At 63.6% G+C, this 23,810-nt stretch carries 24 protein-coding genes, 1 tRNA gene and 1 pseudogene; 12 read left to right on the top strand and 14 right to left on the bottom strand.

What is annotated here, in order from left to right; genetic code table 11:
* Window positions 1-6: 6 nt before the first annotated feature.
* Window positions 7-366, top strand: a complete 360-nt coding sequence (locus NKI58_RS10780) for a GNAT family acetyltransferase (RefSeq protein ID WP_352785728.1) — start codon at window positions 7-9, stop codon at window positions 364-366.
* Window positions 367-566: 200 nt separating this feature from the next.
* Window positions 567-1,130, top strand: a complete 564-nt coding sequence (locus tag NKI58_RS10775; RefSeq protein WP_352785704.1) for a GNAT family N-acetyltransferase — start codon at window positions 567-569, stop codon at window positions 1,128-1,130.
* Between the two features lie 90 nt (window positions 1,131-1,220).
* Here the strand turns inward: NKI58_RS10775 and NKI58_RS10770 are convergent, their stop codons facing one another.
* Window positions 1,221-1,619 carry a GFA family protein gene (locus NKI58_RS10770; protein WP_352785702.1) on the bottom strand — a complete coding sequence of 133 codons (399 nt, stop codon included), beginning with the start codon at window positions 1,617-1,619 and terminating at the stop codon, window positions 1,221-1,223.
* Window positions 1,620-1,856: 237 nt separating this feature from the next.
* Complete coding sequence (locus tag NKI58_RS10765; protein WP_023675430.1) at window positions 1,857-2,309, bottom strand: Lrp/AsnC family transcriptional regulator; 453 nt, start codon at window positions 2,307-2,309, stop codon at window positions 1,857-1,859.
* Between the two features lie 118 nt (window positions 2,310-2,427).
* Between NKI58_RS10765 and NKI58_RS10760 the strand changes: the two genes are divergently transcribed.
* Window positions 2,428-3,438 carry a nucleoside recognition domain-containing protein gene (locus NKI58_RS10760; protein WP_352830137.1) on the top strand — a complete coding sequence of 337 codons (1,011 nt, stop codon included), beginning with the start codon at window positions 2,428-2,430 and terminating at the stop codon, window positions 3,436-3,438.
* Window positions 3,439-3,495: 57 nt separating this feature from the next.
* Here NKI58_RS10760 and NKI58_RS10755 read toward each other — a convergent pair.
* Window positions 3,496-5,237, bottom strand: a pseudogene (locus tag NKI58_RS10755) (chloride channel protein).
* Window positions 5,238-5,564: 327 nt separating this feature from the next.
* Between NKI58_RS10755 and NKI58_RS10750 the strand changes: the two are divergent.
* Window positions 5,565-5,849 carry an SCP2 sterol-binding domain-containing protein gene (locus NKI58_RS10750; protein WP_352588487.1) on the top strand — a complete coding sequence of 95 codons (285 nt, stop codon included), beginning with the start codon at window positions 5,565-5,567 and terminating at the stop codon, window positions 5,847-5,849.
* 54 nt (window positions 5,850-5,903) lie between these two features.
* Here the strand turns inward: NKI58_RS10750 and NKI58_RS10745 are convergent, their stop codons facing one another.
* Both NKI58_RS10745 and odc2 read right to left on the bottom strand, forming a co-directional pair.
* A complete protein-coding gene (locus NKI58_RS10745; RefSeq protein ID WP_352785725.1) occupies window positions 5,904-6,506 on the bottom strand; it encodes a GNAT family N-acetyltransferase in 603 nt (200 codons plus the stop codon).
* A gap of 208 nt (window positions 6,507-6,714) precedes the next feature.
* Window positions 6,715-7,848 carry an ornithine/lysine decarboxylase gene (odc2, locus tag NKI58_RS10740; protein WP_023675424.1) on the bottom strand — a complete coding sequence of 378 codons (1,134 nt, stop codon included), beginning with the start codon at window positions 7,846-7,848 and terminating at the stop codon, window positions 6,715-6,717.
* A gap of 562 nt (window positions 7,849-8,410) precedes the next feature.
* Between odc2 and NKI58_RS10735 the strand changes: the two genes are divergently transcribed.
* The 4 genes from NKI58_RS10735 to NKI58_RS10720 all read left to right on the top strand — a co-directional run bounded on the left by NKI58_RS10735 (window position 8,411) and on the right by NKI58_RS10720 (window position 12,414).
* On the top strand, window positions 8,411-9,610 hold the full coding sequence (locus tag NKI58_RS10735; protein ID WP_352588042.1) for an amidase: 1,200 nt from the start codon (window positions 8,411-8,413) through the stop codon (window positions 9,608-9,610).
* 1 nt (window position 9,611) lies between these two features.
* Window positions 9,612-10,511, top strand: a complete 900-nt coding sequence (locus NKI58_RS10730; RefSeq protein ID WP_352785694.1) for a LysR family transcriptional regulator — start codon at window positions 9,612-9,614, stop codon at window positions 10,509-10,511.
* 86 nt (window positions 10,512-10,597) lie between these two features.
* A complete protein-coding gene (locus NKI58_RS10725) occupies window positions 10,598-11,266 on the top strand; it encodes a DUF1007 family protein (protein ID WP_352785692.1) in 669 nt (222 codons plus the stop codon).
* Window positions 11,263-12,414 (top strand): nickel/cobalt transporter, encoded by a 1,152-nt coding sequence (locus NKI58_RS10720; RefSeq protein WP_352785722.1) that lies wholly within the window; start codon window positions 11,263-11,265, stop codon window positions 12,412-12,414. The genes NKI58_RS10725 and NKI58_RS10720 overlap by 4 nt, the downstream gene beginning before the upstream one ends.
* 176 nt (window positions 12,415-12,590) lie before the next feature.
* Here NKI58_RS10720 and denD read toward each other — a convergent pair whose 3' ends face one another.
* The 4 genes from denD to NKI58_RS10700 all read right to left on the bottom strand — a co-directional run bounded on the left by denD (window position 12,591) and on the right by NKI58_RS10700 (window position 15,617).
* Window positions 12,591-13,562, bottom strand: a complete 972-nt coding sequence (gene denD, locus NKI58_RS10715; RefSeq protein WP_352785690.1) for a D-erythronate dehydrogenase — start codon at window positions 13,560-13,562, stop codon at window positions 12,591-12,593.
* A 1-nt stretch (window position 13,563) separates the two neighbouring features.
* Window positions 13,564-13,770 (bottom strand): hypothetical protein, encoded by a 207-nt coding sequence (locus NKI58_RS10710; protein WP_352448198.1) that lies wholly within the window; start codon window positions 13,768-13,770, stop codon window positions 13,564-13,566.
* Between the two features lie 62 nt (window positions 13,771-13,832).
* Window positions 13,833-14,816 carry a cation diffusion facilitator family transporter gene (locus NKI58_RS10705; protein ID WP_352568118.1) on the bottom strand — a complete coding sequence of 328 codons (984 nt, stop codon included), beginning with the start codon at window positions 14,814-14,816 and terminating at the stop codon, window positions 13,833-13,835.
* Between the two features lie 114 nt (window positions 14,817-14,930).
* Window positions 14,931-15,617 (bottom strand): GNAT family N-acetyltransferase, encoded by a 687-nt coding sequence (locus tag NKI58_RS10700; protein WP_352568119.1) that lies wholly within the window; start codon window positions 15,615-15,617, stop codon window positions 14,931-14,933.
* A gap of 83 nt (window positions 15,618-15,700) precedes the next feature.
* Here NKI58_RS10700 and NKI58_RS10695 point away from each other — a divergent pair, with 83 nt between their 5' ends.
* Complete coding sequence (locus tag NKI58_RS10695; protein WP_352568120.1) at window positions 15,701-16,885, top strand: pyridoxal phosphate-dependent aminotransferase; 1,185 nt, start codon at window positions 15,701-15,703, stop codon at window positions 16,883-16,885.
* Between the two features lie 22 nt (window positions 16,886-16,907).
* Window positions 16,908-17,288 carry a YciI family protein gene (locus NKI58_RS10690; protein WP_254816974.1) on the top strand — a complete coding sequence of 127 codons (381 nt, stop codon included), beginning with the start codon at window positions 16,908-16,910 and terminating at the stop codon, window positions 17,286-17,288.
* Window positions 17,289-17,311: 23 nt separating this feature from the next.
* Here the strand turns inward: NKI58_RS10690 and NKI58_RS10685 are convergent, their stop codons facing one another.
* Together NKI58_RS10685 and NKI58_RS10680 are read right to left on the bottom strand one after the other, a co-directional pair.
* The gene (locus NKI58_RS10685; RefSeq protein ID WP_352825236.1) at window positions 17,312-18,067 is read right to left on the bottom strand and encodes an SDR family oxidoreductase; all 756 of its coding nucleotides are present in this window, start codon (window positions 18,065-18,067) and stop codon (window positions 17,312-17,314) included.
* A gap of 222 nt (window positions 18,068-18,289) precedes the next feature.
* Complete coding sequence (locus tag NKI58_RS10680) at window positions 18,290-19,036, bottom strand: tellurite resistance TerB family protein (protein WP_352576091.1); 747 nt, start codon at window positions 19,034-19,036, stop codon at window positions 18,290-18,292.
* Between the two features lie 277 nt (window positions 19,037-19,313).
* On the opposite strand from NKI58_RS10680, the gene NKI58_RS10675 reads away from it, so the two are divergent.
* Window positions 19,314-19,673 (top strand): YybH family protein, encoded by a 360-nt coding sequence (locus tag NKI58_RS10675; protein ID WP_352785683.1) that lies wholly within the window; start codon window positions 19,314-19,316, stop codon window positions 19,671-19,673.
* Between the two features lie 22 nt (window positions 19,674-19,695).
* Here NKI58_RS10675 and trhO read toward each other — a convergent pair whose 3' ends face one another.
* On the bottom strand, window positions 19,696-20,616 hold the full coding sequence (gene trhO / locus NKI58_RS10670) for an oxygen-dependent tRNA uridine(34) hydroxylase TrhO (protein ID WP_502898810.1): 921 nt from the start codon (window positions 20,614-20,616) through the stop codon (window positions 19,696-19,698).
* A gap of 169 nt (window positions 20,617-20,785) precedes the next feature.
* On the opposite strand from trhO, the gene NKI58_RS10665 reads away from it, so the two are divergent.
* Window positions 20,786-21,424 (top strand): 2-dehydro-3-deoxy-phosphogluconate aldolase, encoded by a 639-nt coding sequence (locus NKI58_RS10665; RefSeq protein ID WP_352785678.1) that lies wholly within the window; start codon window positions 20,786-20,788, stop codon window positions 21,422-21,424.
* A 51-nt stretch (window positions 21,425-21,475) separates the two neighbouring features.
* Here NKI58_RS10665 and NKI58_RS10660 read toward each other — a convergent pair.
* Window positions 21,476-21,549: transfer RNA gene (locus tag NKI58_RS10660), tRNA-Gln, on the bottom strand.
* A gap of 78 nt (window positions 21,550-21,627) precedes the next feature.
* Window positions 21,628-23,496, bottom strand: a complete 1,869-nt coding sequence (gene mepK, locus NKI58_RS10655) for a peptidoglycan L,D-endopeptidase MepK (RefSeq protein WP_352785675.1) — start codon at window positions 23,494-23,496, stop codon at window positions 21,628-21,630.
* Window positions 23,497-23,810 lie beyond the last annotated feature (314 nt).

Raw genomic sequence — 23,810 nt, 5'->3', positions numbered from 1 at the left:
AGCCGGATAGTCTGGGCTCGAGATGTCGCGCAACTACGATCGCTCCCGCTTCGCGAGAAGCTGAGGCATCAGCCGAACCTGCTTTTGGTGGCGATAGAGGCCGATCAGGTCGTCGGATCGATCATGGCCGGGTATGACGGCCATCGAGGGTGGATATCGCGCATCGCTATCTTGCAGTCCCATCGCCAAAAAGGGATCGGCGAGGCCCTCATCCATGAGGCCGAAAGGCGGCTCGCCGGCCTTGGTTGCATAAAGATCAACCTCCAAATTGTCGCTTCCAATTCGACGGTTCTTGGGTTCTACCGAAAGTGCGGATACGAGGTCGAGGAGCGCATAAGCATGAGCAAACTGTTACCGAAAGTTTGAGGTGCTCCGCCGATTAACTCGTCGTCGCGGCTCGGCGGCTCAGGTCCGTTGGAATCTTGCTGCCGGTCATTATTGTGGCAGGCGAACCTCTCCGGGTGAATCGCGCTGCGGGATACGGCCGACGGCCGAAGCCGGGCGAAGTCCAGCCAGCCGGAGGGAGCCCTACATACGGTCGAATTACTGGAGCAGTGAGGACATGCATGCAGATCGCATCCAAGCCACGCGTCCGCCTGGCAAGCCGTCAGGAACTGGATGGAATTGGGTTGCTCGTCTCAGAGGCTTTCGCATCGTTACGGCCCGTTCTGGCACCGCACATCTTCGAGCCCTACGTCAAGGATGCGCGGGATGTCGCGGGGAGATGGGCGAAAGCTAGCGTCGCGGTGCTCGAAGCCGAGGGACGCCTCGTCGGGACGGTCACCTACTACGCCGATGCCGCCTTTGACGGCATGGGCTGGCCGCCCGGGCTGGCAGGCCTCAGGACTCTCGCGGTTGTTCCCTCGGCACAGGGCCGCGGATATGGCCGCGCGCTTTGCGAATGGTGCGTCATGCAAGCGCGTCTGCAGGGCTCAGGCGGCCTTGCGCTTCACATTGCCTCGTCCATGACGTCTGCATACAAGCTGTATGAAAGCCTTGGCTTCGAGAGACGCCCCGCCCACGACCTTTTCGCCTCCGACATTATTGGCTTTGATCCAGCACTCGGCGATCAGCAGATCATCGCCTACCTGCTGCCGCTCAAGCAGGTCGAGAGCAGCCGCGATCGATAATGTTCGACCGCCGTTTGAACGGACGGAGGCATCATCTCGCTTCCGGATGCTGTCCGCAGCTTCCACCGTTTGTCTCGATGCGAGCAGCTCCTAGTCTTTCGTATAGTCAGGCCCAAAACGAGTCGGCAGGTTGTCGGCGAGTTTCAACCAAGGGAGCTTCTCCTCAAAAGCGACATGCAGCGTAGGTGCAAATTTTTCTGGCTCCTCCATCGCTGCCGCAAAAAAATGCATGACATCAGACATGTTCTTTGGGCGGAAGGACAGCGGCGTGCCACAGTGATCGCAAAATGTTCTTTCCACACCGGGAGAAGAGTTGAATACCTTCGGTAGCTTGCCCAGCCATCGCCATTGGCCGTTCAAGACGCCAATATAGGAGGTCATCGGCGCAGAACATTGCCGCCGACAACTTTCACAATGACAGACCACGCAGGCCTGTGCCGGGCCATCGACTTCAAAGGCAATAGCGCCACATAAGCAATGACCACGCATGCAAATTCTCCTTGAGCCAACAAGGACAGCTTCATGCCTGGGCGTGAGGGAGGCGCCATGAAATGCGTCGAGCTGGCGCCCAATTCCGACATTCGGCGCTGGCGATTGTCCTCGCGTGCGCGAGGCGTTGCCTCCAAGCTGCCTTCACTACCCCCTTTCGGCATATTGAAATGTTCGTAGAGTTTCTCCGCCGGGCCGCTGAATTCAGGGCCTGGCAGGTCTATCGCAACCCGAACACTACAGTGGAATTGCGGTCACTTCCTTGGCCGTTCGGATCACGAACATCGTGTGGTATCGCGCGACGTTGCTTCGGTCTCGGAACAGTCGCTCGCACAGCGCATCGAACTCTTCCATATCCGTCAGGCGGAGCATGAGGACGGCGTCGGTTTCGCCGCTCACACTGTAGGCCTGAGTGACGGCCGGTTCCTGAGCGGCCAACTCGAGAAAGTCCCTCATATACTGCTCGCCATGACGCTCCAGTTCGACGGCGACGATCGCCTTCAAGCCCCGGCCAGCCTTTGCCGGTGCGAGAAGCGCGACAACGCGGCTGATGACACCGCTCTTCTTCAGTCGTCGTATGCGGCGCAGGCAGCTCGAAGGGGAAAGCCCGACTAACCCCGCCAGTTTGGCGTTAGTTCGTGAGGCATCATCCTGGAGCAGGTTGAGAAGCCTTCTGTCGATCTTGTCCATGTCGGTCGCGCTCATCGTCGGTGCGTTGCAATTTTATTGCACGGAATCGCAAACTTTGACCACAAATGCGAAGCGTCTCACGCTACTCAGACGGCTCCAGGAATGATGGAGCAGCATGATGGCAATTTGCGCCGCCTTCTATCGCAAGACATTGGAGACGCTTGAAATCTATTGGGAACTGGTTCGCGTGATCGTTCCGGTTGCGATTGCCACGCGGCTGCTGCAGGACCTTGGCGTCATCCAGGCGATTTCTCCGTTCTTCTCCCCGCTCATGTTGCAGGTGGGGTTGCCACCTGAACTCGCCTTTGCCTGGCTGACGGGATTGCTGGTCGGGATCTGGGGCGCGCTTGTGATCGTACTCACCTTGGTTCCGGTTTCGGCGCTCAGCACTGCCGACATGACGGTTCTTTCGGCTCTCTTGCTGTTTGCACATGCCATTCCGATCGAGCAACGGATCATTCAGAGGGCCGGGCCGAGCTTCCTGGTCACCGCGGCGCTTCGTATTGGCGGGGGTTTGGTCTTTGCTGTCCTTCTGCATCAGATATTCGCCGTGACCGGATGGCTGTCAGGACCGGTGAAGCCGGCGTGGATGCCGACGAATGAAAGCACCGACTGGGGCGGCTTTCTCCTGGGTACGCTCAAAACCCTGGGCATCATGCTCGTTGTTCTGCTTGCGCTGAGCTGGGTGATCGAGCTTCTCAAGATGTCGGGCATTTTGGAGTGGATGAACAGAGGGCTTGCACCGCTCTTTCGGCTCGCCGGCATCGAAAAGCAGACGGTACCTTTCGCCGCTGTTGGCCTGTTTCTCGGGATTTCCTATGGCGCAGGACTGCTGATCCGCGAGGCGCGCACGCCTAGCGCCGAGCCGCGTCAGATATTCCTTGCCTGCGTGTTCATGGGTTTTGCCCATAGCCTCATTGAGGATACGTTGGTCGTTGTCACACTTGGCGCTGATGTTACGAGCGTGCTTCTCGGTCGCCTAGCGTTTGCCGTGCTCGCGACCGCCGTGATCGCAAAAGTAATCAAGGCGGTTCCCGACGCTCTTTTCTTCAAGACACTCTTCCACAAGGAAGAAGACAGTCCGCGCAATCGGATTTCGGAGCCCGCGATTAGCGGGCCGTTGACGTGAGCCCTCCTTACGCAGCAGCCGACATGTGTGTCGCATCGCTATCGGGACAGGACGCGGCTACCCCTCTCCCGACAGATCGCGCCGCGCCTTGTCGAGTTCCTCGGCATAGCGCCGCATCAGGTGGCCTTCGGTCAGCAGACCGACCACCTTGCGATCGGTGAAATCTTCGACCACCGCCAATTCCTCGGCGCCGGCGCGCTGGAAGGTCTCGGCGGCCGTCTGCACGTTCATGCTCGGCACCAGCACCGCATCCCTGAATTTGGCGAAGGACAGCACCGGCATCTCGTCATCCGACAAATGGCTGTGCAATTCGGCGACGATCAGCACGCCGACATAATGCAGGTCGGCGTCAACCGCGATGACGCGCTGCGAGGCACCGAGCGGCACCTGCTTGCGGAATTCCGCAAGCGTCGTCGAGGCGTCGATGGTGCGGACATCCTTTCGCATCATCGAGCCGACAGTCAGGCTCCGCATCCAGCCGACATCATGCGCGCTGCGGATCGTTTCGCCGCGCAGGTGAAAGCGCCATGTCGAGAAGGAATAGCCGAACGTTTCGCGCACCAGGATCGCCGCCATGAGCGAGGCGGCCAGCACCACGCCGGTCAGCGTCAGGTCGCGGGTCGATTCCAGCGCCAGGAAGGTCATCGTCAACGGGCCGCCGACGACGCCGACGGCGAGCGAGGTCATGCCGACGACGGCGGCGACGGCAGGGTCGATGCCGGTCGCCGGCGAGACGAATGCCATCGCGCCGGCAAACATCTTGCCGAGCAGCGCGCCGAGAAACAACGAGGCAAAGAACAAGCCGCCGCGGAAGCCGGAGCCGAGCGAGATCGCCGAGGCCGCCAGCTTCAGCACGAAGACGCTGGCCACCACGGCCAGCCCGTAATTCATCGCGAATTCGCGGTGCAGCGCGCCATGGCCGCTGGACAGGACCTGCGGCGTGACCAGCCCCAGCAGCCCGACCATCACGCCGCCGAAGGCGGGGCGCAGCGAGGCGTCGATCGACAGCCGGGCAAAGAGGCGCTCGATCAGGCTCACCAGATGCATGATGGCGATGGAAGCACCGCCGCCCAGAAGCCCGAGCAGCATGAACGGCAAATACTGGCTGACGGTGAGCTGCGGCAGACCGGCGAGCTCCAGCGGAAACGGCACGCCGCCGAACACCTCTGCGGTCAGCGAGGCCGAGATCGCGGCGGCCATCACCGGCGCAACATTGGCGACCGAGTAGATGCCGATGACTAGCTCGAAACCGTAGAAGGCGCCGGTCAGCGGCGCGTCGAAGGCGGCGGCGATCGCGCCGGCGGCACCGCAGCCGACCAGGATGCGGACATCGTTGCGGCGCAGCCTGAACAAGCGCGCCAGCCGCGACGCCAGGCCCGAACCCACCTGCGTATAGCCGGCCTCGAGCCCGACCGAAGCGCCGAAGCCGCTCGAGATCATCGTCTGCCCGGCGATGATGAAGGTGTCGGTCAGCGACATGCGGCCGCCATAAAGCGCGTTGGCTTCGATCGGATCGACCGGCGTGCGGAACTTCCGCTTTCTCAGCCAGATCACCGTCAGCCCGAGCAGGATGCCGCCGATCGCCGGGATCAGCGCCTGCTCCGGCCTTTGCAGCGAAAACATCGCCGAAAGCCGACCGCCGGGCTGAACGCCGAACATAAGCCCGTGCAGGACCTGCACCAGTCCGCTCATGCCGGTGACCAGCGCACCCGCCATCACCCCGCCAGGGCAGCCAGAATGACGACGGCAATACCGCGCGCCTCGAGCAGCGGGATCGATCTGATCAGCACCGCGCGCAACCGGCGGGCATAGACTTGCGGTTCGTTTCTGGGCGGTTCGTTTCTGGAAAGCACCGGGGCGGCTCGCCGATATTCGTGGGTGCCTGATACCCTCGGCAACATCGCGTGGCAACATGCAGGCCGCCGAGGTGTCATGCCCGCGTGATGCTGCGGCGATAAACCCCATCTTCATCTCGGGGAGCCGCGTTGACGTAAACGTCAACCCGAAGCTATATGCGCCGGCGACCGTGATCGCGAAATGCGCAAGACGGCGACTTCGGCCAGATCGAAGTGTCCCGGATCGAAGTGCCAATGAGCGACAAACGCAACGAGACGAGGAGAACCGCCATGGGCGTTCAGGAAATTGCCGACAAGATCAGCGCGCGCGTGGCGAGTGCCGGGTTCGACCGTTCCGTGAAGTTCGATACCGGCGGCGACGGTGTCATCGTCATCGACGGCGCTGATGTCTCGACCATCGACGGGCCGGCCGACTGCACCATAAAGCTTTCGCTCGACGATCTGGACTCGCTGATATCAGGCGACCTCAACCCGACCATGGCCTTCATGTCCGGCAAGATAAAGGTCGAAGGCGACATGAGCGTCGCCATGGCGCTCAGCCAACTGATCGGCTGATCGCTTGAGGTGAAACAAGCCGCCGCACGATGGCGGGCGGCTTGCTTCGAACCATCAGGCAGCGAGCGGCAGTCTTCGCGCCTTCAGCTTGCGCCCTGCCGCCTTCAGCGTGCCTTGCGCGCCGTCGAGTGCGCCGACAACCAGTTCCCGCGCCAGCAGGCGGTGCCGCTCGTAAGGCCCCGGCATGGCCAGCGAGCCGGTCTTTGCGGCCGAAAACCCGAAGCGCTCGTAATAGGGCGCGTCGCCGACCAGCAGGATCGCCGCATGGCCAAGCCGCTCGGCCTCAGTGACCGCATGGCGCATCAGCGCCGAGCCGATGCCGGCATTTTTCAGCGCCGGGTCGATCGCAAGCGGGCCGAGCAGCAGCGCTGCCGTGCTGCCCTCGCCCAGCACCACGTCCCACAGCCGCACCGTGCCGGCAACAGTGCCCGACGCGTCGCGCGCGACAAAGGCCAGGCCTTCCGAAGGCCGGCGGCCGCGCCGCAGCTTTTCCGACGACTTCTTCCGGCGCTTCGGCCCCATGGCGCGATCGAGCAAAGCCTCGCGAGCCGGGACGTCGGCGGCGGTTTCGGCGACGACCGCAATCTCCCCCCTCGAGGGGGAGATGTCGCCGAAGGCGACAGAGGGGGTTGTCGCGCGTGAAGCGCCGGCCTCCATCTGCGGCAGGAGGCCGAGTCCAGTCGAACCGACCCCCTCTGGCCGCTTCGCGGCCATCTCCCCCTCGAGGGGGGAGATTCCCACGCCTTCAACGATGAGATCTGCAATGTTCATTTCCGCGATCCTTCACAAGCGGATTGTTCCACAGGCGAGCCCGGGCGGGCGACAGGCGCCCACCGGGGATGATCTGAGCAACTCTTGCGAGCCCTCAGATCACGTAGGATCGGAGAGGCTCGAAGCCGTTGAAGGCGACCGAGGCGTAGGTCGTCGTGTAGGCGCCGGTGCCCTCGATCAGCACCTCGTCGCCGATGGTCAGCGATAAGGGCAGCGGGTACGGCGTCTTTTCGTACATCACGTCGGCCGAATCGCAGGTCGGGCCGGCGAGCACGCAAGGCGCGGTCTCGCTGCCGTCATGCGCGGTGACGATCGGATAGCGGATCGCCTCGTCCATGGTCTCGGCAAGACCGCCGAACTTGCCGATGTCGAGGAACACCCAGCGCACATTGTCGTTATCGGCCTTCTTCGAGATCAGCACGACCTCCGACTTGATCACCCCGGCATTGCCGACCATGCCGCGGCCCGGCTCGATGATCGTCTCGGGGATGGCGTTGCCGAAATGCTTCCTGAGCGCCGAGAAGATCGCCTGGCCATAGGCCTGCGCCACCGGCACATCCCTGAGATAGCGGGTCGGGAAGCCGCCGCCCATATTGACCATCTTCAGCACGATGCCTTCGTCGGCCAGCGTCGCGAACACCTTCTTGGCGTCGGCCAGCGCGCGATCCCAGGCGGTCAGGTCGGTCTGCTGCGAGCCGACATGGAATGATACGCCATGGGCGTCGAGGCCGAGCGCCCTGGCATGGCGCAGCACGTCGACCGCCATCGCCGGCACACAGCCGAACTTGCGCGACAGCGGCCATTCGGCACCCTCGCCGTCGGTCAGGACGCGGCAGAACACACGGGCGCCGGGAGCGACGCGGGCGATCTTCTCGACCTCCTCGACGCAGTCCACCGCAAACAGCCGGATGCCGAGCTGGTAGGCGCGCTGGATGTCGCGCTCCTTCTTGATGGTGTTGCCGAAGGAGATGCGGTCCGCCGGCGCACCGGCGTCCATCGCCATCTCGACTTCGGCAACGGAAGCGGTGTCGAAGGACGAGCCCATCGCAGCAAGCAGGCGCAGGATTTCCGGCGCCGGATTTGCTTTCACCGCATAGTAGATCTTGGAATCGGGAAGCGCCTTCTCGAAGGCGCGGAAATTGTCGCGCACGACATCGAGGTCGACGACGAGGCACGGGCCGTTCGGACGTCGGGTGGCGAGAAAGTCAAGGATGCGCTGGGTAGCCATCGGGGTCTCTCCATCAGCGCCTTTCGGCGCGCACAAAGGCTTGCGGACGCGGGCTCTCGGCCTCGCGAACACGCGGTGGACAAAGGCGGGACGGAAATCCATGGAACCAGCCGGTGGAGACCCCGGAACCATGAAGCGCCGTCTCGCGGCGGTGAACCTTGGCCTTGCCCGGCCTCGGTTCGCTTTGTCTGCCTTGGCTTGGATGGGAGACCCGTCCGCACTGCCGGCAATGAAGGTGTGCCTCTTCAGTAACCCCGGTCTTTGGACGACCGGCAGAACACCAGAAAGGCCCGCACCGTCGTTGCTTCAAGGTGTCCTCGGTTGGCGGTTGGCCGCTAAACCGACTGGAGGGGATGGCTCCAGTTACCTTACCGATTGCCCTCACCATTCGAGGATCGGCGGACACCCACAGGCACGTGCGACTTTGGGCAAGCGCGATATAAGATCGAAAGATTTCACAATCAATAAAAATCGTATCGCAGGTTGTAAAATTTGTGGCATCGAACAATGCTGCGGGACCAGAAGAACAATGCTGCGGCAAGCACACCCGGATATCGAACGCATGACAGGCACTCGCGGCCCGCTGAACGCTTTTCTCGATCTTGATCAAGTCCCTGTTACCAATGCGCAATCCGGCCCGCTTGCCGGCTTGCGGTTGGCCGTCAAGGATATCTTCGACGTCGCCGGGTACCGCACCGGTTGCGGCAATCCGCAGAAATACCGCGAAGCCTCGCCGGCCACGGCCACCGCGCCGGCCGTCCAGACGCTGCTTGATTCGGGCGCCCGCTTCGTCGGCAAGACGCAGACCGACGAACTCGCCTTTTCCCTGCTGGGGCTGAACGCGCATTTCCCATCGCCGATCAATCCGGCGGCACCCGACCGCGTCACCGGCGGCTCGTCCTCGGGTTCTGCTTCTGCAGTCGCCGGCGGGCTGGCCGATATCGCCACCGGCTCCGACACCGGCGGCTCGATCCGTGCGCCGGCAAGCTTCTGCGGCCTGATCGGCCTCAGGACCACGCATGGCCGCATTTCGCTCGACGGCGCCATGCCGCTGGCGCCTTCGCTGGACACGTTCGGCTGGTTTGCCAGGGATATCGTCACCTACGAAAAGGTCGGCACGGTGCTGCTCGGCGACGATCCGCACCGCCACGAACTGGTACGCCCTCTTGCCCTCGACGCGCTGGACAGCCTCGTGCTCGGCCCGCTGGAGGCCGAGGAATATCGCGCCATGGTCCGCAGTGTCGCTTCGGTGCTGGGCGCGCCGCGCAGCGTTGGCCCGCTGTCGCATTCCACCGACGATCTTTATTGGTGCTTCCGCAAGCTGCAAGGCTATGAAGCCTGGCAAAGCCACGGCGCCTGGATCGCTGGCGGCGACCGCATGCTGGGACCCGGCGTCAAGGAGCGCTTCGAGCATGGCGCGACCGTCGGCCCGGCAACCGCGCAGCACGAAACGGAACGTCGCGTTTCGTTTCGCCTCGAGCTTACCGACCTGCTTGGCGAGGACGGCGTTCTTGTGCTTCCGACCGCTCCGGGTGCCGCGCCGCTCAAGGCCGAATTATTTGATGATTTGCAGATCTATCGCGAGCGCGCGCTGAGATTGCTGTGTCTTTCCGGCCTGTCTGGATTTCCGCAGATCACGCTGCCGCTCGGCAAGACCGGCGGGGCGCCGTTCGGTCTTTCGCTGCTCGGCCCGAAGAACAGCGACCGGCAGTTGATTACGCTCGCCGCCCGCATCCTTTCAGCCCACCAAGGAGGCGCATGACATGGATACGCTGACCCGCATGCGCGCCTTCATCGATGTCGTCGAGGCCGAAGGCTTTTCGGCGGCGGCACGCAAGATCGGCCGCTCGAAGGCGCTGCTGTCGAAATATGTGCGCGAGCTGGAGGACGAGCTCGGCGCGCTACTGCTCAACCGCACCACCAGGCAGTTCTCGATGACCGAAGCCGGCCACACCTATTACCGGCGCGCCTCGGAGATCGTGCGCGAGGTCGACAGCCTTGCCGATGCGGTGCGCGAATCCTCCGGCGACGTGCGCGGCAGGATCAAGCTGTCGGCGCCGCGTACTTTCGCCGACGCGCCGATCGGCCAGTCGCTGATCGATTTCGCCAAGCAGCATCCCGACATCGTGCTCGACATCCATCTCGACGACCGTTTCGTCGATCTGGTCGAGGAGGGCTTCGATCTGGCGGTGCGCATTTCGCGGCTGGAAAATTCCTCGCTGATCGCCAGGCGCCTGGCGCCATTTTCGGTACGGCTTTGCGCGTCTCCCGAACTGATCGCCAGGCACGGCATGCCGGTCAGGGCGCAAGACCTTGCCCGCGTGCCCTGCATCATCGACACCAATGGCCGCTGGCTGACCAACTGGCCGTTCAAGGGCGACGGTGCCGATACTGTGAGCGTTTCGGTCTCTGGCCCGATCGAGGTCAACAGCCCGATGGCGGCGAGGGCGGCCGCCGTGGCTGGATTGGGATTTTCCATCCTGCCGGATTTTATCGCCGCGCCCGACATCGAAAGCGGCAAGCTGGTGACTGCGCTGGATGACCGCATTCTGCCCGGCGGCGGCATTTTTGCCGTCTATCCGCACCGGCGCTATCTGCCTGCAAAAGTTCGCGTTTTCGTCGACTTCCTGGTGCAGTGGTTCAAGACGCTGGACAACGCATGAGCTTTCAGCCGCGTTGCGGTCCCATTTTCGCCCCCTTTCTGGTAACTGTCGGCAATTCACCGAAGCCGATTGAATCGCGACCGAGAATGCACCTGAAACAGCAAGCCATCATGCTGGCTTCGGCCTTGACCGCGACGTTTGCCGCCGTCGGGCCGGCTGAGGTGCATCCCCACGTCTTCGCCGAAGCCCGCCTCGAAGTGGTCCTCGGCCCGGATCACCAAACTGTGAAGGCATTGCGCCATGTCTGGCGCTTCGATGATTTGTTTTCGAGCACGGTGATGATGGAGTTCGACAAGAATTCCGACCTGAAACTCGACGACAAGGAGCTGAAGGATGTCGCCGACACCGTCCATGCCTCGCTTGCCGAATTCAACTATTTCCAGCTCGTTACCGTCGACGGCAAGGACGTGGCAATGACCCCGCCGCCTCATTTGATGGCCAATTTCGACAATGACCAGTTGATCATCCTGTTTGAATCTGAACCGAAGGTGCCGATCAAACTGAGCGGCAAGATAGATATCGGCGTCTACGACCCGACCTTCTACACCGCGATCGATTTCACCGAGGATGCCAATCTGCAGGTCGATGGGTTGCCCCCGACCTGCACCAGCAAGGTTGTCCGCCCGAACCCGGACGAGGCGATCGCCCAGAACCAGAAGACCCTGACCGAGGCCTTCTTCAACGATCCGACAGGCACCGACATGAGCAAGATCTTTGCCACCAAGCTTGAACTGACCTGTCAGCCGGAAGGATAGATCCAGTGACCAAACCGTTCCTGCGTTTGGCATTCGGTCTTCTGGCCGTCGCCTTTGTGATGACGCACTTTCTCGGCTCCGCCCACGCCCAGAGTTCACTCGGCATCGGCACCAATGACGGCATGGCTCCAACCGCCACCGGCCCGTTCGCCCACATCCTGATGTGGATCAATCTGCGCCAGCAGGAATTCTATCATGCGCTTGCCGGCGCGATGAAGGCGATGCGCCAGGACGGTAGCAAGCTGTGGCTGCTCATCGGCCTGTCCTTTGCCTATGGCATTTTCCACGCCGCCGGCCCCGGTCACGGCAAGGCGGTGATCTCTTCCTACATGGTGGCCAATGAAGTGGCGCTCCGGCGCGGCATCATGCTGTCCTTCGTCTCGGCCCTGCTGCAGGCGCTGACCGCGATCGTGGTGATGCTGGTCGCCTATTTCTTGCTGCGCGGCACTGCTGTCTCGATGACAGACGCCGCATGGTTCCTCGAAATCATGAGCTATGTCTTCGTCACTCTGTTCGGCGCCTGGCTGCTGTGGCGCAAGGCCGGCCCGGCCATCCTTCGCCTGTTCGGCGCAAATCCGGGCTACAGCCTCTCGGCTGCCCATGCCGGCCATTCACATGCCGGCCATTCACATGCCCATGCGGCACATTCCCACGCGCTTGATGCGCATGACCACCACGATCATGCGCATGACCATCACGATCACGGCGCCCACGACCACCACCACGCCCATGCTGCACACGATCACCACAGCCATGCGGCGGGCGAGGTCAGCGACACCTGCGGACACTCGCATGCGCCCGACCCGGCGCTGCTTTCCGGTGATCGCTTCGATTGGCGCACGGCCTGGTCGGCGGTGGCTGCCGTCGGCATCCGCCCCTGTTCAGGCGCGCTGATCGTGCTGAGCTTCGCCTTGCTGAACGGGCTGTGGTTCGGCGGCATCCTGTCGGTGCTGGCCATGGCGCTCGGCACCGCAATCACCGTCTCGGCCCTGGCGACGCTTGCGGTGACCGCGAAGAACTGGGCGGTGTATTTCGCCGGCGACGGCCGCATGGGCAACCGCATCCATTCCTTCGTCGAGATCGGCGGCGCCGCCTTCGTCTTCCTGTTCGGCCTGCTGCTGCTCTCGGCCAGCCTGACTGGCGCCTGACGCCCAGGCGCGGCTCTCCCTTCTCCCCTTGTGGGAGAAGGTGTCGCCGAAGGCGACGGATGAGGGGTGTTCCAGCTTGGCACCGACAGCGCTTCGTCCAGCACCCCTCAACGTCTTGGCGCTACGCGCCAATCCACCTTCTCCCACAAGGGGAGAAGGGAAAGGACTGAGCCACCTTAGATCCTGCCCCCCAACTCGTCCTCGATATGGACGCGGATGATCTCGTCGAAGCTCGTTTCGGCGGCAAAGCCAAGTTCCCTCGAGCGCCGCGCCTCGAAGCGCGTCGGCCAGCCCTTGACGATCGCCCAGATCGTCTCGTCGGGCTCCTCGCGGATCAGTTTCACCGCCTTGGCGCCGGCGACACGTTCCAGCGCTTCGATCTGTTCGCCGACGGTGACGGCGACGCCCGGCATCGTCAGGTTGCGGCGCGGGCCGACGGCACTGCCGTCGATCTGAGCCGCATGGATCAGGAAATTCACCGCCGAACGCGGGCTGGCGTGTGTGTGGACGACCGAGCGCGGCACCGGCAGGATCGCTTCATGGCCGCTCAGCGGCTCGCGGATGATACCGGAGAAGAACCCTGAGGCCGCCTTGTTCGGCTTTCCCGGCCTGACGCAGATGGTCGGCAGCCTGATGCCGATGCCGTCGAAGAAGCCGCGCCGCGTGTAGTCGGCAAGCAGCGCCTCGCCGATCAGCTTTTGCGTGCCGTAGGAGGTCAGCGGCGTCGGATGGAACTCGTCCGGGATGACATCCGGGAATGGGGCGCCGAACACGGCGATCGACGAGGTGAAGACGACGCGCGGCGCAAACCCCGCTAGCCTTATGGCATCGAACAGCGCCCTTGTGCCGTCGAGATTGACGCGATAGCCGAGATCGAAATTGGCCTCCGCCTCGCCCGACACCACCCCGGCGAGATGGAAGATCACGTCGGGGCGCGGCGCGACCAGATTTGCCGTCGCGCCCGGCGCTGCAAGGTCGCCGGTGTGGACGCTAATGCCGACGCTGTCGAGGACCGGCGCCTGCGGCGGCACGATGTCGTGAAGGTCGAGCGCGGCGATCTTGCGGCCGCCGAGCGTCCCGTCCTTGGCCAACCTGGCGATGAGCTTGTGGCCGACCATGCCTGCCGCGCCGGTAATCAGAATGCGCATGTCACTTTCCCTTTTTGCGCTGGCTGCGGCTACGCAGCCAGAACACGACGAAGATTGCCACCATGAAGATCGCCGCGACGACGCCGGCAAGCACCGTCGAGACCTTGCCGACCGCCAGCATCACTGTTGGAAGATAATAGGCTGCGATGCCGAACAGCAGCAAAACCCAGGCGGCGCCGATCGCCGCATTGCGGGTGTCGCGGTCCATCACGCGGCGCCAGGGTGGCGAGAGTTCATGTCAATCGTTGCCAATGCCCAGAACTCCCGAAGTCAGTGATAATGGCCGCGGTGCGGTGCCGTATCATGCGCATGATCGTGCTCGTCATCATGCTCATGGCTGTCGGCACATCGGCCGAATTCCGGTTCGACCGTGGCATGGGCTATGCCATGTTCCGCCGCAAGCCGCTTCTTGATCGCGCTGACCGCCATATGCGCGTCGACGCCGTCATTGAGGCAGGCATGCAACGTCGCCATGTTGCTGGAACCGTCGATCGACCAGACATGCATGTGATGCACCTCGCGCACGCCCTTGATCGAGCCTTCGATGTCCCTGGCGATCAGGTCGCGGTCGAGGCTTGCCGGCACGCCTTCGAGCAGGACGTGGGCGGCCTCGCGCATCAGCGACCAGGCCGTGGACAGGATCAGCAGCGCGACAAGCACCGACAGGATCGGATCGATGGGCGTCCAGCCCGTCGCCAGGATCACCAGCGCCGCCACGATCGCCGCGGCCGAGCCTAGCAGGTCGCCAAGCACGTGCAGGATGGCGCCGCGCATGTTCAGGCTGCCGCGGTCGCCGCCATGCAGCACGTAGAACGAGCCGAGATTGACCAGCAGGCCGGCGATCGCGACGACCAGCATCGGCCCGCCGAGCACCGGAGCCGGCGCTTGCAAGCGGCCCCAAGCCTCGTAGACGATCCACAGCGCGATGGCGAAGATGGCGATGCCGTTGGTGTAGGCGACCAGCGTCTTGACCCGGCCGAAGCCGTAGGTGAGGCGCACGGTCGCCGGCCGGCTCGCAAGGTGAAAGGCATACCAGGCAAGGCCGAGCGCGACGCAATCGGCAAGCATGTGGCCGGCATCCGCCAGCAGCGCCAGCGATCCCGTCAAGAGACCGCCAAGCGCTTCGACGACCATGAAGCCGGCGGTCAGGCAGGCAGCGATCAGCACGCGCTTCTTGTCGGTCGAGCCGTGCACATGACCTGCGCGATGGCTGTGGTCGTGGACCTGCGAAGCGTGGTCGTGGGTATGCGCCATCTATAGCCCCTGCTAGAGCCTGATCCATCCCGGCAGACTCGGGATGGAGGCTCTATCTTTCTATTTGACCATGATCTTACCCGAAAAACCGGATACCACTTTTCGGGAGCATGGTCAGGCGCCGAACTCGGCGCGGAAATCCTCGAGCCGCCGCTTCTGCTGGCCATCGCTGTCGAAATTAGCCGGATCGAGCCACGCCTCATAGGCTCTGCGCAGATCAGGCCATTCCCTGTCGATGATCGAATACCACGCGGTATCGCGGTTTTCGCCCTTGACCACAAGATGCTGACGGAAAATGCCCTCGAACTTGAAGCCGAAACGTTCCGCCGCGCGCTTCGACGGCTCGTTGCGATTGTTGCATTTCCATTCGTAGCGGCGATAGCCAAGCTCGTCGAAGACATACTTCATGAACAGGAACTGCGCTTCCGTCGCGGCCGGCTTACGCGAGATCAGCGGGCCCCAATAGATGTTGCCGATCTCAATGACGCCGTAGGTGGCGTCGATGCGCATCAGCGTCTGGCGCCCGGCGACCTTGCCGCTGGCCTTGTCGATGACCGTGAAGAACAGCGGGTCTTCGCTGGCTTCCGCCTTGTCCAGCCATGGCTGGAAGGCGGCGCGGCTCTCCGGCGGGTAGTCTGGCAGCCAGGCAAAGCGGCCGTCGACATCGGCCACCGACGAGGCCTCAAACAGGCCGTCGCCGTGCTTTTCGGCGTTGAGCGGCTCCAGCCTGACAGTTCGCCCCTCCAGCACCTTGCGTTCGGGCCGCGGGCGCGGTTGCCAATTCTTGAGATTTTCCGACACCGAAAACTCCAATCCGTTTGACTTTTGCGGGCGGACGCTCACAAAAACGCACGCTCGCTGAAAGAACCACACGGACAGGAAAAATGCTCCACACGATTTCGGCCTTCGACCGCCTCGGCGAGGAAAATGCGTTCGCAGTGCTGGCGCGTGCCACGGCACTTGCCCACCAGGGCCGCGACATTGTCAATCTCGGCATCGGCCAGCCCGACTTCAAGACGCCGCAGCACATCGTCGAGGCCGCGATCAAGGCGCTGCGCGACGGCCATCACGGCTATACGCCGGCCAACGGCCTGCTGGCGACGCGCGAAGCGGTGGTCCGCCGCACGCTGGCCACTACCGGCGTCGAAGTCTCGCCCGAAGCGGTGATGATCCTGCCCGGCGGCAAGCCGACCATGTTCGCGGCCATCCTGATGTTCGGCGAGCCGGGCGCCGAAATTCTCTATCCCGATCCCGGCTTTCCGATCTACCGCTCGATGATCGAGTTCACCGGTGCTGCCCCCATCCCGGTGCCGATGCGCGAGGAGAACGGCTTTGCCTTTTCGGCTGCGGAGACCTTGGCGCTGATCACGCCGAAGACCAGGCTGCTGATTCTCAACTCGCCGGCCAATCCGACCGGCGGCGTCACGCCGCGCGCCGAGATTGAGAAGCTGGTCAAGGGGCTGGAAGCGCACCCGGACGTCGCCATCCTCTCCGACGAGATCTACGACGTGATGACCTATGACGGCGAGACGCACTGCTCGCTGCTCGCCTTCCCCGAAATCCGCGACCGGCTGATCGTGCTCAACGGCTGGTCGAAGACCTGGGCGATGACCGGCTGGCGCATGGGCTGGTCGATCTGGCCGAATGGCGACAAGGGCGCGCATCTCTACGACAAGGTGCGCAAGCTGGCGGTCAATTGCTGGTCCTGCGTCAACGCGCCGAGCCAGTATGCCGGCATTGCCGCCATCGACGGCCCGCAGGACGATGTCGACAAGATGATGCGCGCCTTCGACCGCCGCAGGAAGGTCGTGGTCGAGGGGTTGAATGCCTTGCCCGGCGTTTCCTGCATTACGCCGAAAGGCGCCTTCTATGCCTTCCCCAATGTTTCCAAGACCGGCTGGAAGGCCAAGAAGCTCGCCTCGGCGCTGCTCGAGGATGCCGGCGTGGCGCTGATCGGCGGCCCCGATTTCGGCATTCTCGGCGAAGGCTATGTCAGGCTGTCCTACGCCAATTCCGAGGAGAACATCCTGCGCGCGCTGGAGCGGATCGAGGCGTTCCTGGCGAAGTGAGGACGACGAAAGGAGACGCCAGATGTTCTATGCCATTCTTGCCTATCACGAGGAAGAAGCGATTACGGCACTGACGCCTGAGCAGGATGCGGCGCTGATGACCGATCTTCTCCAGATCAACGATCGGCTCTACCGGCAAGGCACCCTTGGGCCGGCGGCCCGGCTCGGCGCGACACAAGACGCCTGCACCTTGCGCGGGCCAGGCACCGGAATGGTTATCGACGGCCCCTTCGCCGAGACCAAGGAACAATTGCTGGGGCTCTATGTCGTCGACTGCGCCAACCGTGACGCCGCCATCGACATTGCGCGCGACCTTCGCCGCGTCAATCCGACCGCCGTCTACGAAATCCGCCCGATTTCGCTATATTTACCCGGCGTGCCGCTTCCGGTCACCCGGCCCTGATTTAGGACCGGGTTGAGACTAATTTAGCCTCGCCCGACAAATGGCATCTTGGTTGCCATCACGGTCATGAACAGCACGTTGGCGTCGAGCGGCAGGCTGGCCATATGGAGGACGGCATCGGCGACGCGCTCGACATCCATCACCGCTTCGGCGGCAATGGTGCCGTTGGCTTGCGGCACGCCGACCGTCATCGCTTGCGCCATGTCGGTCAGCGCGTTGCCGATGTCGATTTGACCGCAAGCAATGTCGAAGGGCCTGCCGTCCAGCGCCAGCGTCCTGGTCAGCCCGGTGATAGCGTGCTTGGTCGCCGTATAGGGCACCGAGCCCGGCCGTGGCGCATAGGCCGATACCGAGCCGTTGTTGATGATGCGGCCGCCCATCGGCTGCTGCCTGCGCATGGCGCCGAACGCGGCGCGAGCACACAGGAACGAGCCGGTGAGATTGACCCCGACAACGTCGTTCCACACTTCGACCGGGATATCGTCGATCAATGTCGATTTGTAGCTCGTGCCGGCATTGTTGAAGAGCAGGTCGACGCGCCCGAAAGCCGCCGCCACCGTCTCGAACAGATCGTCGACCTGATCGGCCTTGCTGATGTCGCAGGCGAAGGCCAATGCCTTGGCCTGCGTCGGCCCGGCCGCGGCGATCGCATCCTCCAGCACCGGCTTGCGGCGACCGCAGAAGACCGTGTTCCAGCCGGCCTTGAGCAGCGCCGTGGCGACGCTTTTGCCGATGCCCGTACCGGCGCCGGTGACGATGGCGGTTTTATAGTCGGTCATGGCTGTACTCCCTGAAAGGGACGAGGCATCGCAAATGACGGGAACCATGGCAAGCCGGCCCAAAGCCTGTGCTCACAAAAAGGGCGGCCATTAGCGACCGCCCCTGATCCGAACCGGGCTTGGGAGGAGGAAAGCCGATCCGACTGCCTGAATCATGCGCCCACCGGATTAACGAGAAGCTAACGCGAATGCCGCCGAGCTCTCCGAGGCTCCTCCCCCAAGCTACCAGCGCGAACCGCTCACCGGCTTGGCCGTGCTGCCCGCTGCCGGCACCTTCGCCGCCGTCACCGTCGCCTCGACATGATCGACCAGCGCGTCCGGCAGGCCGAGACGGCCAGCAAGCAGGTCGAGATAGCCGCGTTCGGCCCGCGTGTCCGGATCGATGGCAAGACGCGAGGCGGTGTAGAGTTCCAGTTTTTGCGCATCGGTCTTGGCCCCGGCGATCAGCACATCCAGATCGAGCGGCGCCTCCAGTTCCGACATCAGGAATTTCTCCGCTTCGGCGCCGACGCCGGCGAGGCTGAGCTTGCCGGCGATCTTCTGCCGCTCTTCGTCATCGACGTGACCGTCGGCCTTCGCCGCCGAGATCATCGCCCTGACCAGCGTCAGCGTGAACTCGTCTTCGCCCTGCGGCGCTTGCGACGGATGGAAGGCGGTATCGGCCGGCGGCGGCAGCAATTCCGGTTCGCCTGCAGCTTGCGTCTCGGCCGGCGCGTTGCCGTTCTTGTAGTTCTGGTAGGCCTTGTAGGCGAGGCCGCCGATCGCGGCCAACCCACCAAGCTTCACCGCCGCACCGGTGACCTGGCGGCCTGGGCCGGTTCCGAGCAGCACCGCGGCCAGCGCACCGGCGGCAAGCGGATTGTCCTTGGCCATCTGCACCGCCTGCCCGGCCTTGTCGCGGACGGTCGATCCGGTGCCGGGAATTTGCGAGCCGAGCAGATCGTCGAGGAGCTTCTTGGGATCGAACATCTATGCCTCCAGAATTGGCCCGGCCGAAGGTGCGCGGGCAGGTTTGCACGTCGAAGACCTAGGTCCCGCAGTTTGACATTACAATGACGCGGCGCATCCTTTTGCCCGCTGCCACGCATGACCTCGCACCGACATCTGCTGGGATTTCACGCGGAAATTACAGTGCTGCAGCCTCCTTCCGCGCCCAAAAAACACGCGACGCTCGGGACATTGGACGTGTCGAAACCGCCCCCGACTTCGACTAATGTCGCGGCATGTCGCTTGAGAGGAGCCTGGCATGACCGATGAGACAGACCGCCAGCCGGCACGCGATCCCCAGGAGCTGGAGCGCCTGCTGATTTCGCGGCAGTGGGTCGGAGACATTGACGGCATGGCAGCGCTTTTCGAGCAGCATGCCGTCATCGACAGCGGTGGCGGACAACTGACGTTCGGCCGCGAAGCCATCCGGGGGCTGTTCTCGGAGATCACCGCAACCGGCCGAAAATTTCAGTCCGGAGATCAGCGCCCGGCTGTCGTCAATGGCGACCTGGCGCTCACCTCGACCCGGCTTCCCGATGGCACCATCACCACCGAGGTCGCGCGCCGGCAGAACGACGGGACATGGCTGTGGGTCATCGATCGCTTTTCTGTTGCTTGACGTGAAGTTGCTTAACGTGAAGCTAACTTCCGATATGGCGATCGCCGCGCGCTTGCGCCAGTTCGACCTGGCGCTGGCGCTCGGCGTAGCGGGCGCGATCTTCGTCCGAGCGGGCATCGAAGCAATGCGGGCATGAAACGCCGGTGGCATATTCCGGCGACAGCCGGTCTTCCACGGCTAGCGGATGCCGGCAGGCGCGGCAGAGCTCGGCCTCACCTTCGAGCAGCCCGTGCGATACCGAAACGCGCTCGTCGAAAACGAAGCATTCGCCTTGCCAGAGGCTCTGTTCGGCGGGCAAGTCTTCGAGATACTTCAGAATGCCGCCCTTGAGGTGGAAAACATCCTCGAAGCCCAGCGACTTCACATAGGCGGTCGCCTTCTCGCAACGTATGCCGCCGGTGCAGAACATGGCGACCTTGCGCCCCTCGAGCTCATGCCGATGCTGCTCGACCCAGGCCGGGAATTCTCGAAAGCTGGCAGTAGCGGGATCGACAGCGCCCTTGAAGGTGCCGAGCGACACCTCGTAGGCGTTGCGCGTGTCGATGACGATGGTACCCGTATCCGAGATCAGTGCATTCCAGTCGGCCGGCGCAACATAGGTGCCTGCACCTGCGGCCGGATCGATATTGTCCACGCCCATGGTGATGATCTCGCGCTTCAACCGCACCTTCATGCGGTGGAACGGCATTGGTGCGGCGTTGCTGTATTTGATCTCGAGGCCGGCGAGACCGTCGATGGATTCGAGATGATCGATGAGCGCGGCGATTGCCGTTTCACTGCCGGCGACCGTGCCGTTGATGCCCTCACGCGCCAACAGCAGCGTGCCTTTGATGCCGCGTGCGCAGCAGAAGGCGGCGAGCGGCGCGCGCAGCGCCTCGAAGGTGTCGAGCCGGGCGAAGCGGTAAAGCGCGGCAACGCGGAAGGCTTGGCTGGGAAGTGTCATCACCAAGCCACTAAACGCTCACGACAGCCGGATCAAGGCAGAGCCGGGAGCGGTCTGACCGCGGAAGGTTTCGAACACCACGCGTGACATCGCGACACGCCGCGTTTCGTGGACAGAAAAACCGCCTTCTGCTAACCGGTCGACTTGATCAACAGAGGAGAGACGACGAATGCCCAGCACGACCGAAAAGCTCCTGTCGCTCCTCAACGGCCAGCCGGTCATACCGGTGCTGAAGATCGCCAATCCCACCGACGCGGTGCCGCTGGCCCGGGCGCTGGCCCGCGGCGGCCTGGCGGCGATCGAGATCACGCTGCGCACCGCCGACGCGCTGGAGGCGATCCGCCGGGTGGCGGGCGAGGTCGAAGACGCCGTCGTCGGCGCCGGCACCGTCCTGGACGCCCGGCAGTTCGGCGAGGCGGCGGCCGCCGGTTCGAAGTTCATCGTCAGCCCCGGCATCACCCGCGAGCTTCTCGCGGCAGCCAAGGACAGCGACGTGCCGTTGCTGCCCGGTGCCATCACGCCGGGAGAGGTCATGGCCGCCCGCGAAGCCGGCCTGCGCTTTCTGAAATTCTTCCCGGCCGAACAGTCGGGCGGCATCGCCTCGCTCAAGGCTTTCGCCTCGCCGCTTGCCGACGTGAAATTCTGCCCGACCGGCGGTATCACCGGCAAGAACGCCGCCGACTACCTCAGCCTGCCCAACGTCATCTGCGTCGGCGGTTCCTGGGTGGCGCCGGACGATCTGGTCAAGGCCGGCAAATGGGACGAGATCGAAGCCTTGGCGCGCGCGGCAAGCAAGCTCGGGCGCTAGCATCTTCTGCATCAAAAGCCGCTGCCGATCTGGCCGATCCGGTTCGCCGGCTGGTTCCCGCTCATGGGCTCGAACCACGATTCACGCCTTCAAAGGGCGCTGTCCTACCATTAGACGAAGCGGGAGAATGCCGACCAGTGGTTAGCATCCCTGGATGAAGGAAGCCAGTGCCGGCGGTGGAGGCAGCCGCGCGAGGGCGCGGCCTACTCGGTCTTGAAGCGGGCAACCGACATGAACTTGACGGCCTTGCCGGTGAACCGGTTGGCGTCGGCCATCTCGTTGCCCGGCTGGAAGCCTATCGTATAGACCTCGCTTGGCGCCGTACGGACGAAGTCGTAGGCGTAGCGCGGCGCCGTTGTCGCATCTGAAACGGTTGCGACATACTCACCGCTGTGCAGCGCCCACCGGGCGGCCTGCGGCGCGGCGGCGACCACCACCGGCTTGGGGCCGGGCTTCAGGTCGCGGGCGGTGGCCCTGGGTTCCTTGCGTGTGGTCTTCACGCCCGCTCCGATGACGGCAGCCGGATCGGAGCCTGCCGGGCGGGCAACGATGGCCTCGCGCGGCGATGCCCCGTCGCTCGATGCCCCGTCGTCGCTCGCCGGTTCCTCGAACACCGATGCTTGCTCGGAAAGCGACGCGACCTTGTATTCGTCGGTCGCGCTGACCCGTTCCAGAACGGCCTTGACCTCGTCGGGCTGGGAACTGTCGGGCCGCGCCGACGGCAATACCGAGAATGCGTCGGTGGCGGTGTTGCTCCGCTCGGCCGCACTCGCCAGCGCCAGCAACACTTGCTTGTCCTGCGGCGCAAGACCCGCCGGCGAAAGATCGGCCGGCAGCGAATGATCGGGCCGCCAGCTCGGCACGGGAATGTTGTTTGCAGCGACCTGCACCGGGCCGGCCGCGGCAGACGGGTCTGCTATGCCGAACGGAACATTTGCCGATGCCACACTGGCCGGCGTCACGCTTGCCGGCGATTGCGCGGTCGCCACCGCCTGTTCAGTCGATCCAGCCGCATCCGCCACGCCGAACGGAACGTTTTCAGGCGGCTGAGCGCCGACGTCGGTCTTCGGACGCGGAGCAAAATCCGGCAGCGGGATGCTGCGGGCAGGCAATGCCGCGATGATCGTCTCCGGCGTGTCGTTCTCCGGTTCAGGCGCAGGCGCCGGAGCATCGGCGACTTCCGGAATCTCGGCGCGCTTAGCATCCTGAGGCGCCACGATGGCAATGCCAGGCAGGTTGCTGCTCTTGGCGGACGGCGCCGGCTTCACGTTACGGGGCTTTGGCGCCGGCTCGGCCATCGCCACGTCGGCGCTGTCGTCCGCCTCGTCGTCGCCACCGCCGAAGAGGGCTGCCAGGAAGCCACGGGATTTTTTGGCACCGCCGCTTGCGCTGGCGAGTTCAATGGCCGGCGCGCCGGCGCCCTTGCGGGCTTTGTAGGAGGCGAGCGCCTGTTGATAGCCAGGCAGCGGCTTGCCGTCGCTCGGCACATGCAACGTCTTGCCGTTGGGGAACACGCGCGCCAGTTCCTGGCGGCTGATGCCGGGCCAGTGGCGTACATTGCCGACATCCATATGCACGAAGGGCGAGCCGGAGCTGGGATAGTAGCCGACGCCGCCGCCCTGCATCCTGAGGCCGACGTCGCGCAGCTTCTTCAGCGGCACGCCGGGAATATAGAAATCCATCGCCCTGCCGAGCATGTGCTGGCTTTTTTCGGCGACGCCCCTGCTGCGGCTGCGCAGCATCGAATTCGTGGCCGGCGAACGATAGCCGCAGACGACCTGGATGTAGTCGGTCGCGCCGCTCTCCCGGTACGCTTCCCAGACAAGGTCCAGCAGCCGCGGATCCATCTTGGTCGGCTCGTTGCGACGCCAGTCGCGCAGGATGATGTTGATCTTTCGCAAGCCCGCCTGGTCGTAGCGGCCATTGCGCTTGTAGACGATCTCCGCCTTTTCATGCGTGTGGAGATGATAGAGCTTCAGCGAACGTGTCTCGGCGCTGGCGCCGGTTGCCGCCGCTGCAAGGAACCCGACGGCAACAATCACCGCTGCCAGCCATCTCGGCCAGACGCTCATGTGATAATGCCGTCCGTTTTTGTGTCGTTCGATTCTGTTCAAATCAAAAGGCCTTGCAGGCTGCCGTTTTGTCCCCGGATTTGACCAAACGGATGCGAGGTGTGTGCATCCGAATATCGATCCTAATGGTTAATCATCGCTTATTGAAGCCGAAATGCGGTAACACGGTGGCGATATCCCGCCAAAAATATTGCGCAGGATATCTTGGTAAACCGTTGGTTTAGATCATGTTTTGGCGCCAGCTCGAAACACGATCTGTTACCGTCCGCCTTAATACGTGAACACTGTGGCGAACACATCATTTCGAGGCGCAG

The organism is Mesorhizobium sp. M0522 (assembly GCF_040321085.1).
In the GTDB taxonomy this organism is placed as follows: domain Bacteria; phylum Pseudomonadota; class Alphaproteobacteria; order Rhizobiales; family Rhizobiaceae; genus Mesorhizobium.
The sequence above is the reverse complement of the archived record's forward strand: the minus strand, read 5'-3'. Positions and strand labels throughout refer to the sequence as shown.